Annotated in this window: 6 protein-coding genes and 1 pseudogene; 2 read left to right on the top strand and 5 right to left on the bottom strand. The window is 56.6% G+C overall.

Going from position 1 to position 12,686, the window contains the following annotated elements; translation table 11 throughout:
* Nucleotides 1-75: 75 nt before the first annotated feature.
* The 4 genes and pseudogenes from CJO09_RS15935 to CJO09_RS07895 form a co-directional block, all read right to left on the bottom strand.
* Nucleotides 76-3,084 (bottom strand): annotated as a pseudogene (locus tag CJO09_RS15935) (Calx-beta domain-containing protein); the annotation flags it as partial.
* 220 nt (nt 3,085-3,304) lie between these two features.
* Complete coding sequence (locus CJO09_RS07905) at nt 3,305-4,663, bottom strand: TolC family protein (protein ID WP_119441864.1); 1,359 nt, start codon at nt 4,661-4,663, stop codon at nt 3,305-3,307.
* Nucleotides 4,664-4,810: 147 nt separating this feature from the next.
* Nucleotides 4,811-7,933 carry a PAS domain S-box protein gene (locus tag CJO09_RS07900; RefSeq protein ID WP_119441863.1) on the bottom strand — a complete coding sequence of 1,041 codons (3,123 nt, stop codon included), beginning with the start codon at nt 7,931-7,933 and terminating at the stop codon, nt 4,811-4,813.
* A gap of 112 nt (nt 7,934-8,045) precedes the next feature.
* Complete coding sequence (locus tag CJO09_RS07895; protein WP_119441993.1) at nt 8,046-9,371, bottom strand: DEAD/DEAH box helicase; 1,326 nt, start codon at nt 9,369-9,371, stop codon at nt 8,046-8,048.
* A gap of 213 nt (nt 9,372-9,584) precedes the next feature.
* On the opposite strand from CJO09_RS07895, the gene CJO09_RS07890 reads away from it, so the two are divergent.
* Nucleotides 9,585-10,199, top strand: a complete 615-nt coding sequence (locus tag CJO09_RS07890) for a LemA family protein (RefSeq protein WP_114419140.1) — start codon at nt 9,585-9,587, stop codon at nt 10,197-10,199.
* Entirely contained in the window at nt 10,199-11,131 is a 933-nt protein-coding gene (locus CJO09_RS07885; RefSeq protein WP_119441992.1) for a TPM domain-containing protein, read from the top strand. The genes CJO09_RS07890 and CJO09_RS07885 overlap by 1 nt, the downstream gene beginning before the upstream one ends.
* Before the next feature lie 62 nt (nt 11,132-11,193).
* Here CJO09_RS07885 and CJO09_RS07880 read toward each other — a convergent pair whose 3' ends face one another.
* A complete protein-coding gene (locus CJO09_RS07880; RefSeq protein ID WP_119441862.1) occupies nt 11,194-12,624 on the bottom strand; it encodes an aldehyde dehydrogenase family protein in 1,431 nt (476 codons plus the stop codon).
* Nucleotides 12,625-12,686: the final 62 nt, after the last annotated feature.

The following is a 12,686-nucleotide window of genomic DNA, read 5'->3' as shown; positions in this document are numbered from 1 at the left end:
GTGGGCGCCAGGCACCAGGTTGAAGGTGACATCGTCGTTTGTGATCTTGCCGTTGGTGCTGACGGTCACAATCTGGGTGCCGGCGCTTGGGTTGCTGAGAACAACGCGAAAGTCTTTGTCGGCCTCGAGCAGGCTGTTCGGATTAAGGTTCAGTACCACTGCCTGGCTTTGTACGCCGCGCGTGAACGTCAGCGTGCCGCTGAAGACTGTTCCGTCGGCGAAGTCTGCCGCAGTTGCCGGGTTGTTGCCTTCGAACACAATCTGCCAGTTGACGGTTGTGCTGGTTAAAAGATCCCTTGCGCGTTCAACGGCAAGGGTCAGCGTGCCCGGTGCGCCCGGGTCTCCTTCCGGGCCGCTCAGTGCAACGGCGTCTACTGTCAGTGTGACGTCATCATTGCGGATCACCCCGTTGGCCGTGTCTTGCGTAATGGTCAGGCCCGGCGTGGTCGAGGTAATGACAACCTGCAGGCCTTCGTCCTGTTCGCGGATGCTGTCTGGCAAGGGGCTGAAGCTGATCACAGCTTCCGATTGCCCTGCTTCAAACTGAATGACGCCCGACGGCAGCATGCCGCCGAAATCGGTGCCGTCGACGGGGTTGATGCCCCGACCCGTCACCTGCCATTGCACGGTTGCGGGAATGGAGAGTTCGCCTGTTCTGGTAATGGTGAATTGCAGCGGTTGCGAGGTGTCGTTACCTTCGCGAATGATCGCATTGGTTGCCGCCAAGCTGATCGACTGATCGTCGTTCACAATGGAAACATAGGCGGCACCCACATCAACTTGGGCGTTGTCGCTTACGGGTTGCAAAGTAAACGACCAGGTTTCTTCACCTTCGATGACATTGTCGCCGCTAAGTTGCACCTGAACGATACGCTCGGTTTGTCCGGCTGCAAAGTCAAGCGTGCCGTTCAAAGGCTGGCCGGTTGCAAAATCGATGGCGTCGGCGGGCAGTTCGCCATAGCCTTCGATGACAAAATCGATACTGCCGGCGACCGTGGTATTTCCGGTACGCGAAACAATAAACGTCTGAATGCCGTCCGAGCCGTTGCCCTCGAGGGTTGTGTTTTCAACGGCTTGCACGCTGTATACGGACTCGTCGGTTTCAATGACACCATAGGCCTCGCCATTGATAATCTGCATGCCCGTAGAGGGGTTCATCAGAATGACACCGTAGGTCTCGTCGATTTCGGCGATGTTGTCGCCTTTAACGTAAACGGTAACAGTATGCTGGTTGGTGCCATTTTCGACGAACGTAACCGTGCCGCTGGGCATGCCGTCGCTAAGATTCAGGCCATTCTGGCTAACGACGAAGTCGGTGCTATCGGCAGCATGGGTGCCCCATCGAACCAGGCGCCATTGCACTTCGCCGGCCTGCGTCATGTCGGCCGAGCGGCTAATCACGAATGTAATGGCGGTTTGCGTGTTTTCTGCACCTTCTGCAACCTCGGTTTGAATCCCGGAAAGGGTGACACCGAAGTCATCGTTTGTAATGGTGGTGCTGGCCTGGGCCGCATCAATTCGTGCATTGCCCTGGGGGTTGCTTAGCGTGACGACGGCGGTTTCATTTGCCTCGATGGTTCGATCGCCACGGATTTGCAACACGATATCCCGGCTGGTTTGCCCTGGTGCGAATTCAATGGTGCCTTGCAATGCGCCGTTGGCAAGATCGTCAAGGTCGATGCCGCTAATGGACCAATCCACTGAACTCGACCCATTTCCGTTGGTGCGGGAAACCGTGAAGCTGATCAGCGATATTTTTCCGGTATCGCCCTCGGCAACCTGGGTTTGGTTGGCATTAATCGAGACCCAGCCGTCGTCGTTGAGAATTGTGGTGGTGGCTGTGCCCTGGGTAATGGTGATATTCGGGCTGGGGTTGCCCAGCGTGACGGTCAGGATTTCATCGGGCTCTACCGTTTGATCGCCGCGGATCGGAATGCGAATGGTCTTGCTCAGTTCGCCTGCGCTGAAATTGAGGGTGCCTGATGGAATGGGGCCTTCGAAGTCGGTTTCATCGAGTCCCTGGGCTGTCCAGTCAACGGAGGCATTGCTGCGTCCATTCGTGCGGGTGACCACGAACTCCGCATAGGTGACTTCATCGGTGGTGCCTTCAAGCACCGACACGCCTGCTGCTTGAATCTGCAGTGTGCCGTCGTTGTCGTACACCGTTGTGGCCGCCTGGGCAGTGCCTAGCGTATGGCCATTAGTGGGGCTGCTTAATGTAACCGTGAGGGTTTGGTCGCCATTGACACGTGTGTTGCCGGCGATGGTAACGACAACCGTGGTTGAAAGCTGCCCGTCGGCAAATTGTGCCGTTCCTTGCGTCACACTGTTTTCCAGCAGCGAGGTATCGCTGCCCGTCAGGCTCCAATTGACCTGGGCACTGCCGTCGGCGCGGGTGCGCGTAATGATGAAGCTGAGCGTGGCGCGGCTGGTATCGGTTTCGACGATGGTGCTTTGAACCGGCGCAACCGAAATGACCGGTGCGGGTGGCACAGCAGGCGGAACGGGTTGCGGATTCGATGCGGGCGGTGTGGCAGCCGGTGGGGGCGCTGCGGGCGGCAGCGTATTGATGCCGCTGATGCCGGGGCTGGGCGGGTTCAGGGTAACGCCCTGGTTAACGCCGGAAATCAATGAGTCGTTAGCGGCGTCTGTCGATAGAAAAGCCAGTTCAGGCGGCGTGCCGGGCGGAATAATGCCGCTTCCGGTTGCATCCCCTGTTAACGCCGTGCTTTCCGGCGGCGCGCTGCCCCGTTGCGTATTGCGCGCGACTTCACCCGTTAACCCGGTGAGCTCGGGGCGAATGGTTGAGTTGAACGGGGCAGGGCCGGTTAGTACTGACCCCTGTTGGGCGGATAAGGTATTGTTTCCGTCGAACGAAGTAGTGGGTACAGGGATCGCAGTGAGTGGCGTAGTCGGCGCCGCTGACGGTGTGTTGGGACTAATTGACTGTATGTCGCCTTCGTCACTCGCATCAGCATCTGCATTGGCAAGAACGTTGTCATTCCGAGTCGCCAAGTTATTACTTGCAGACTCGGTGTTGTCCGAAGGAGTGTTCTCCGGCAGATCATTATTGAGCAATTGCATCAATGATGCAGTGCTGAACGCGTTCTGCGCAAGCAGAGTGCTGATTTGCGTTAATGCGTTCTGCGCCAGTTCGGTACTAATCCCCGCCTCTGTCAGAATTGTTTGCGCCAGATCCAGGGCCTGGCTTTGGGTGGTTATGTTGGTGGGCGCGTTACCGTTGAGGAAGTCGTTAATTGCTTGTGCGGCGCGCGTAACTGCGTCGGCCTGGGCGGGAGTAAGTTCAGCCATTGGGTAATGCAGTGCTTAAGAGTGACTCGGCAGGCACAACAATGCCCGGTTCGCGCAAAATTGAGGGTGATAAACGGCCCACGGCGCGTAAAAGCCGATAGGCGGCAATCACTTCGTCGATTCGGGCGATTGATGCATCGCTTTGTGCGTTGATTAATGAAACCTCGCCATTCAGGATGTCGAGCAGGGAGCGACGGCCCATTTCCCGTTCTTGACCGGCAAGCTCCAGGAAGCGGCTCGCAATCGTAGCCTGGCTGATCAGGTATTCAGAGCGGGCCTGTGAGGTACGCCACTCAGACCAGGCATTCAAAGCTTCCTCACGCGCCTGAACACGGACGTAATCGGTTTTCTGCTTGGCCGACACAATAGCCTGAGCGGCGGCCCGGTCGACGTGCACTGCACGCAGGCCGAAATCGAACTGCCATTCGAGATTGATCATTGCCTTCGAGTCGTCGCGACGACCGTAGGAACCGTCGTAATCGTGATGACGCGAACGACGCAAATCAAGTGTGACCCGCGGCATCCACTCATTCTTGCTCGAGACATTGCTTTCCGCCAAGACGACATTGGTTCGCTGGATGGCCGCCACCACATCGGGATTCTGGGAGGCGATGCTTTCAATAATTTGGTTTGGCGAGGAAGGCATGAGGGCAATGGGGATATGGATACCTTGCATGTCACTCAGGCTTTTGGGTGCGGTGCCAAAAACGGTTTCATATCGATTAAGGGCAACGCTGAGCATGCGCTCACTTGCAACACGCCGTGCTTCAGCTCCCGCCAATTGTGCTTTAGCCTGCAATACATCCGTCGCGTATCCGCGGCCTGCATCCATGCGTGCATTCTCCAGAGAGGTTTGTTCTTTAATCCGGTTTTCGGATGCCTGAGCGAAACTAAGTGCCTGCCAGGCCTGAATGAGTTGAAGTTGAGCCTCAATGGCTGCCAGTGTCAGGTTCTGGCGCTGTAGTTCGCGTTCAGCTTCTTCCTTTGTGACGACGGTTTGAGCCGCCTCGACACGCGCCGGCGTATAGCCGAAGTCGGTAATCAGTTGGCTGATTCCCGCACTCATTTCCGATGGGTCATAGTTGCCATTGGCGCCTTCTTCACGCTCCAGGTGTTGCCTGCCTATGGCCCCCCGCAAAGTCAATTTCGGGTAATACCCTGATTTCTCGACTTTTACTTGTTCTTTGGCCGTGGCGACATCTGCGTCAACCATTTGAATGAGTTGGTGTTCCTTTAGGACTCTATCAATCTCATCGGGTAAGTTTTGGCTGATAGAGCCGAAACTGATGCAGAGAAGAGGAGCAGTAAAAGCGGTGGCCCAAAAACGGGCACGTTTGCAGACAGTTTTCATTATTTTGGGCCCGGCGCAGGCTGGAGAGGCTAGTTTGATAAAGGGGTTTATTGTTCTTATTTTTATCTCTGCGCACAATAAAATTCTTATATTTTTTACGTTTTTGTTGCAACAATGAAACTGTCGGTGACTTTTCCAATCAAAAACTTATGTTTCGTCCAGCACTTTCCGTATTTTTGTGGCCAGCTCATGGCGTCGATAAGGTTTACCCAGCAAGTGCACCCCCGCATCCAGGCGACCGTGATGCACAATGGCGTTCTCGGTATAGCCCGAGGTGAACAATACTTTCAGGTTGGGTAAGGATTTCAAGGCTTCGTCGGCCAGTTGGCGCCCGTTCATGCCGCCCGGCATAATAATGTCGGTAAAAAGCAGGTCGAAATCATTACGGGCCTGCAATGAGGCCAGCGCCTCGATACCCGATGAAGCGCTTGAAACACGATAGCCCATGCCCATCAGCAGGTTGGTAACGTGTTCGCGTACCATGTCGTCGTCTTCCACAACCAGAATGTGTTCGTGACCGGTTTGCAGCTTTTTGGGTGCGGGTTGCTCCATATCGACTTGCCCTTCCTTGAACGCGCGGGGGAAATATAAACGTATGGTGGTGCCTTCACTGACTTCGGAATAAACTTTTATGTGACCGCCCGATTGTTTAACAAACCCATACACCATGGGTAGACCAAGCCCGTTGCCTTTGCCCACTGGCTTGGTGGTGAAAAAAGGCTCGAAAACCCGGCGTTTAACCGCTTCAGTCATGCCGCTGCCTGTATCGGACACGGAAATCATGACGTATTGTCCTGCATCGACACCGGGATGGGTGTCGGCGTAGGCGTCGTCCAGGCGTGCGTTGGCGGTTTCAATTGTGAGCTTGCCACCTTCCGGCATCGCATCGCGCGCGTTAATCGCCATGTTCAGTAGGGCTGACTCCAATTGGCTGGGGTCGACTTCCGCATTCCATAGGCCACCGCCACGCACCAGCTCAATGTCAATGTCTTCGCTCAGTGTGCGGCGCAGAAGGTGTTCCATGTCGCTCACCAGGCGGTTAATGTCGGTGAGCTTGGGTTCCAGCGCTTGTCGGCGCGCGAATGCCAGCAGGCGGTTGGTGAGCTCGGCACCCCGCTCTGCGGCGTTGGCAGTCATCTCGGCATAGATGCGCAGGTTTGGGTGGTCGTCCAGGCTTTCTTTTAGCAGCTCTGCATTACCCATAATCACGGTAAGCAGATTGTTGAAATCGTGTGCCACGCCGCCCGTGAGTTGCCCGACGGCTTCCATTTTCTGCGATTGATTCAGGCGCTCCGCCATTTCGCGCCGCTCGGTTACGTCGCGAAAATAAACGGCGATACTGTCGTAGGTGGGATAAATATTGGTTTCAAACCAGCATTCGAATTGTTCGGAATAGTGCGTGAATTCCATCGACTTTTGTTCAACCAGGGCTTTGTCGATTTGGCGGGCGATCTCGGCGTGTTTTGTACGCGGGAAAGCATCGAATAAAAACTGGCCCACAACGGCATCGCGCGAGCAGCGCAGCAGTTTTTCTGCCTGCGGATTCAGGTAAACAAAAATCAGGTCTTTGTCGAGCAGGTAAAAGGCGTCGCTCATGTTGTCCAGGGTTTGGGCCAAACGTTGGGCCAATGCCGAGGATTCTTCCTGGATTTTGACTTGGTCGGTGATGTCTTGAAAAGCGCCTTGGGCACCCACAATGTCGCCTTGTTCGTTTCGCAGGGGTTCACCAATCGCACGAACCCACGCCCGCTCGCCGCTAACGGCCTTGATAATCTGCAATACCTCATCGAATGGCCGCCCTTCTGTGATGCAGGCTGAAAACACTTTCTGAATACGCGCCCGATACTCCGGTGTATAAAAGGACATGGCCTCTTCCAGTGACGGACGCAGGGTTTCAGGGCGCTCGTGAATGCGGGCGGTTTGCTCCGACCAGCGCACAAAGTTTTCATGCAAATTCACGCGCCAGCCGCCCAGCTTGGCCGCCTTGTCGGCGATGCGTTGCATGCCGGCGGCGGCGTCCAGGCGCAGTTGAGTTTCCACTTCTTGTGTGACGTCGAGAATAATGCCGGTGAGAATGGGGTTGCCGCTTTCGCCGGTTTGGATTTCCGCCAACCCGCGGAAATGGACAACGGATTGGTCACGTGGCCGAACAAAGCGGTGGGCGAACGCCATGGGTCCTTCGGGATTGCGCTGATAGTCTTCCAGTAATTGCCGGGTGCGCGCCCGGTCGTCCGGATGGATCAGTTCATTGATTAAATAATCTACAGAATGGTCGATTTCGGCGGGCGATACGCCACACAGGGTGTAAAGGTTGTCGGACCAGTACATTTGCCCGCTGCGTAAATTAATGTTCCACACGGCCAAAGAAAGCAGTCGCTGTGCCAGGCGCAAATGGGCCTCTTGTGCTTGCAGCCGTTGGTTGGTGTCTTTCAGCTCTTGGGCACGTAACAAAATTTCCGTAGCTAACTGGGCTTCTCGACTTTCTTGCGCTAGTGGAGACAAGCTGCTGTTCGATCCGGCCATTTTGACGAAATCGGTTACGTCTTCCACGCGGTGAATAATATAGGTAACGTGTTCATCGCCCCCTTTTATCGGGCTGTTCACCACGCTCCAGAACCGCTCTTCGAATTCGATGCCATGGGCCCCTTCAACCGGTATGGGGTAACGCTGAACGCCCATGGTATCCGTCAGGCCGGTTTCCAGTACGCGGGTTAGGGAGCGTCGCAAGGTCGAGACGCCGTCGTCACTGGAGGGGTCGTTGGGGTCTTCGGGAAAAGCCTCGAACAGGGGTCGGCCTTTCAGTTCGTCGCGCCTGCGTTGCGTGACCTTAAGGTAGTCGTCGCTGGCAGCCACAATGGAGAAGTTTTCGGCGTCGACGACGAGAAACTTGCCGGGTAGGGCTTCAAAAAAGGTTTGCAGTTGCGCTGTCGCGGTAATATTGCGCGCCACTACTAAACGGGCGTCCCGCCCGTGGTATTGAATGGCTTGCGACACAATATCCACCAGCAGGGTTTTGCCGGCCCGGGTTAAATGGCGCCAGATATAGCCCCCAACGCGTCGGCCATCGATGCGTTTAATGGCTTCCAGCAACCGGGGTACGTCTTCGGCCGGCCGCAGGGCCGCGAGCGTCATCTCGAGGAATTCTTCGCGGCTATAACCGTATACTTCTAGTGCTGTGCGATTCACCGCCAAAAACTTCAGTGTTTTGGGGTCGTAAACAAACATGGCATCAGGGTGGTTTTCGAAGAAAAAACCCAGTTCGTCATGCATAGCGGCACCGAGAGTGATAACAGTGAAATGATTCTATCACCGGCCTTACAACTGTCACATCAGCATGTTCCCCATGGCGCCGGTGAGCGACATGGGGAGAGCGTGAAGCGGATTACGCCGGACGTCGTGCCGCCTGATGCGAGGCGGGACGCCCACTTGGTCGGCCTGGCCGATTACCGGATCGGCTTGGTTGCCCTTGTGCGCCGCGGGGTTGATGCCCTGGGCGGCGGCCCTGGGGGCGGGGCCCGCGCGCGGAGCGCACTTCTTCTGTGGCCGAGCCCGGTGCGACAGGTTTGGGCACCCAGCCTTCAATTTCCGTACGCTCAATGGGGCGGCGCATCATTTTTTCAATGGCGCTCAGGTATTTGATTTCGCTTTTGTCCACGAGCGACAAGGCCGACCCTGCGCTACCTGCGCGGCCGGTGCGGCCAATACGGTGAACATAATCTTCCGGGATGTTCGGAAGCTCGAAGTTCACCACATGGGGCAGTTCGTCGATATCAATGCCACGGGCGGCGATATCGGTGGCGACCAACACGGTGACTTTGCCGGTTTTAAAGCCGTCCAGGGCGCGTGTGCGTGCGTTCTGGCTTTTGTTGCCGTGAATGGCCGCCGCGCTCAGGCCGTCTTTGCTAAGCTTTTCAGCCAGGCGATTGGCGCCGTGCTTGGTGCGCGTAAAAACCAAGACCTGATGCCAGCCGCTTTCGCGAATCACGTGGCTGAGCAAATCGCGTTTCTGGGTTTGGTCGGTTAACACGACACGCTGGTTCACCAGTTCCGAGGCCGTATTGCGTGGGGTGACGGATACTTCCTTCGGGTTGTTCAGTACTTTATGCGCCAGCCCGCGAATTTCTTCCGAGAAGGTGGCCGAGAACAGCAGGTTTTGGCGTTGCTTGGGCAGCAAAGCCAGTATGCGGCGGATATCGTGGATAAAGCCCATGTCGAGCATACGGTCGGCTTCATCAAGCACGAGAATTTCAACGCCGGAAAGGTCGATTGTTTTCTGGCCGGCGTGATCCAGCAGGCGTCCGGGTGTGGCCACCAAAATATCAACCGGCTTTTTCAAGGCGCTGATTTGCGGGTTGATGTTGACGCCACCGAAAATAACCAGCGAACGTAACGCGGTGTGGCGGCCATACTCTTTCACTGAAGCTTCGACCTGGGCGGTGAGTTCGCGCGTGGGGGTAAGAATCAGGCAGCGCGGGCGCCCGGCAGCGCGCTTGGCCGGCGAGGCCAGCAAGCGATGCAAAATGGGCAAAGTGAAGCCTGCGGTTTTGCCGGTGCCGGTTTGGGCGGCCGCAAGCAGGTCGCCGCCTTGCATGACCAGGGGGATGGCCTGGACCTGAATAGGGGTGGGCGTGGTGTAGCCGGTATCGGAAACAGCACGCAAAAGGGGTTCAGCCAACCCGAGGTCGGCAAAAGAAACGGAATGAGACAAAAGTTGTGCTCCGGCGCCAGCCTGCCATAATTTAAATAGCACCAGTCTGGGCGGACGAGACAAGGCCAACAAGGCCATAATTGAATGAAGTGGCCTTTTAAGCAGGCCAACGCGCAAGCTGACTGGCTCGGCTTGCGGGGCATAGTGTAACCCACGCAGTATCATGGCAACATGATCTTTATTTTCAATTGTTGTTTTCCGGGAAGACTTTAAATGAAACGCATACTGTTCTGGTTGTTCGCGCCATTATTGGCTGTTGTGTTGTCGGGCTGCGGCTATAACGAAATTCAACGGCTTGATGAGCAGGTGAAAGCGTCCTGGTCGCAAATGCTGAACCAGTACGAGCGGCGTGCCGACCTGGTACCGCAATTGGTGTCGTCGGTTAATGCCTATATGGTGAATGAGCGAACCGTGTTAACGGAAGTGACCGAAGCCCGCAGCAGGGTGGCGAATTTGCAGATTAATGTCGACGACCTGAACGATCCGGCCTTGGTACAACGCTTCGAGCAGGCGCAGTCACAGTTGTCGTCGGCATTGTCGCGTTTGATTGCCGTTTCGGAAAACTACCCGCAACTGAAAAGCGATGGTTTGTTTCGCGATTTGATGACCCAGCTTGAAGGGACGGAAAACCGCATTGCCACCGAGCGCGGGCGTTATGTAAGGGCGGTTCAGGAATATAACGTGGCGATTCGCCAGTTCCCCACCGTGATCACGGCAAAACTGTTTGGCTATTCGGTTAAAGAAAATTACGGCATGGACCGGCAGGAAGAGCTCATGCGTCGACCTGAGGTGCGATTTGATACGCCGCAACAATCGGGGGCGCAATGATGGGGGTGACGGCTTTGTTGCGAATCTGGGCTGTCGCTTTGTCGGCGTTAATGTTCGCCGGCCCGGTGTTTGCACAAACCAGTGAAGAAGTGCCGGTTCCGCCGTTAGAAGCGCGGGTTACCGACACGACCGATACGCTCGACGCCCAAACTATCGAATCGCTGACTCAGTCGCTGGCCGCGCTGGAAGCTGAAAAAGGGGCACAAATTGCGGTGCTGATTATTCCCACAACCGGTAATGAGAGTATCGATCAGTATGCCGTGCGTGCGTTCGAGCAATGGAAATTGGGTCGTAGCCGTGTGGACGATGGCATTTTATTCGTTGTGGCCAAAGATGACCGGCGTATGCGTATTGAAGTGGGCTATGGTTTGGAAGGCGCCGTTCCCGACCTTTTGGCAGGCCGCATTATTCGCGAACAAGTGGCGCCCCGGTTTCAACAAGGGGATTTTGCCGGGGGCGTGACGGCGGGCGTTAACAGCCTCATCGGGCTGGTACAGGGCGAGGATTTACCGGCACCTGCTGAAGGCGCAGCGGGGCAAAACGGTCAGGATGAGGACTCTTGGTGGGATTTGGCTTTGTTTGGCCTGATTTTCGTGTTGGCCATGCCGCCGGTTATTGCCGGCGTTGCTGGTGGCGTACTGATATTTATGGCAAGTAGCAGCCTGGTATTTGCCGTGCTCGGCGGCATGGCCCTGTTCGTCATCAGTTTGGCCATTCGCGCGGCGCGCGGTGGTGGCGGTGGTGGTGGTCCCGGGGGCGGCTCGGGAGGGTCGCGGCGTGGGCGTTGGGGTCGTGCAGGCATGGCGGGTGGCCTGGGTGGTTGGGCTGCAGGCGGTATGCGTGGCGGCCGTTCCGGCGGGTTCGGCGGCGGTGGTGGCTTCGGTGGCGGCGGTGGCCGCAGTGGCGGGGGCGGAGCCTCGGGCGGATGGTAAAAAAAATCGCCCGTTCCAGCCTGGGCTGAAGCGGGCGAACATACCGGAGGCATCGCGGTATTTCAGGCCTTGGTATAGGCCGTTTTTACAATCGTGAAAAACTCCTGGGCGTAGCGGCCTTGCTCGCGAGGCCCGTAGCTGGAACCTTTACGGCCGCCGAACGGCACATGGTAATCGACCCCGGCAGTGGGTACATTCACCATGACCATGCCTGCTTGGATATGACGTTTGAAATGGCTGGCGTGTTTTAGCGAGGTGGTGCAAATACCCGAACTTAAGCCGAACTCCGTGTCGTTGGCCAAGGCCAGCGCATGGTCGTAGTCGTCGGCTTTGATCACGCTGGCCACCGGCCCGAAAATCTCTTCGCGAGACGAGCGCATATCGTTGGTGGCATTGGCCAATACAGCAGGGGTGAAGTAATAGCCGGGTGTGTCGCGTTCCACACGTTCACCGCCACACAGCAAGGCGGCACCTTCCTCCTGGCCAACGCGCACGTAATCCAGGTCTTGTTCCAGTTGCGACTCATCGGCCACAGGGCCAATTTGCGTGTCCGGGTTCAGTGCATCACCCACGCGCAAGGCTGCTGTGCGTTTGGCCAGTTCTTGGGTGAACGAGTCGTAAATGCCTTGTTCCACAATAATGCGGCTGCTGGCGGTGCAGCGCTGGCCGGTTGAATAGAATGCACCTTGAATGGCCACGTCGAGCGCGGTTTCCATATCGGCGTCATTCAGAACCACCAGCGGGTTTTTGCCGCCTAATTCCAGCTGTACCTTTTTCTGCCGTTCGGCCGCCTGGTTCAACAGGTTGCGCCCGGTACCCACCGAGCCGGTGAAGGTAATAGCGTTAATGCGGGGGTCTTCCACCATGGCGGCGCCCACAACCGAACCACGGCCCATTACTAAATTGAATACGCCTGCAGGTAGCCCGCTGCGGCTGATAATTTCGGCCAGCGCCCAGGCGGAACCCGGAACCAGATCGGCTGGTTTGAAGACAACGCAATTGCCGTAAGCCAGCGCCGGGGCGATTTTCCAGGCCGGAATAGCAACAGGAAAGTTCCACGGCGTAATAATGCCCACCACGCCCAGCGGCTCACGGGAAATTTCCACTTGCAGGCCGGGTCGCACAGAGGGGAGTGATTCGCCGCCCGTGCGCAGTACTTCACCGGCAAAAAACTTGAAAATTTGCCCCGCGCGGGCTGCTTCGCCAATGGCTTCAGGCAAGGTTTTGCCTTCTTCGCGCGCCAGCAGTTCGCCCAGTTCATTCTTGCGTGCCAGAATTTCCGAGCCGATGGCGTCGAGCGCGTCGAAACGCTGTTGCGGAGTGCTGAGTGACCAGGCGGGCCACGCATGTTGCGCCGCCTCGATGGCGGTTTCAACCTGCTCGGCCGAGGCGCGAACATATTCACCCACCACATCGTTCAGATTCGATGGGTTGAGATTTTTTTGAACGTTTGATGAGCCGACCCATTCGCCGGCAATCCAGTTTTTATGCATTGTGCGTCCTGTTTAACGTCGCGATCACTTGAAACGAGTGACACGCCGGTGTTCAGGGCCGA

Origin of the sequence: Neopusillimonas maritima (assembly GCF_003576595.1) — a bacterium.
Classification (GTDB): domain Bacteria; phylum Pseudomonadota; class Gammaproteobacteria; order Burkholderiales; family Burkholderiaceae_B; genus Neopusillimonas; species Neopusillimonas maritima.
This window is presented reverse-complemented; position numbering and strand designations above follow the sequence as displayed.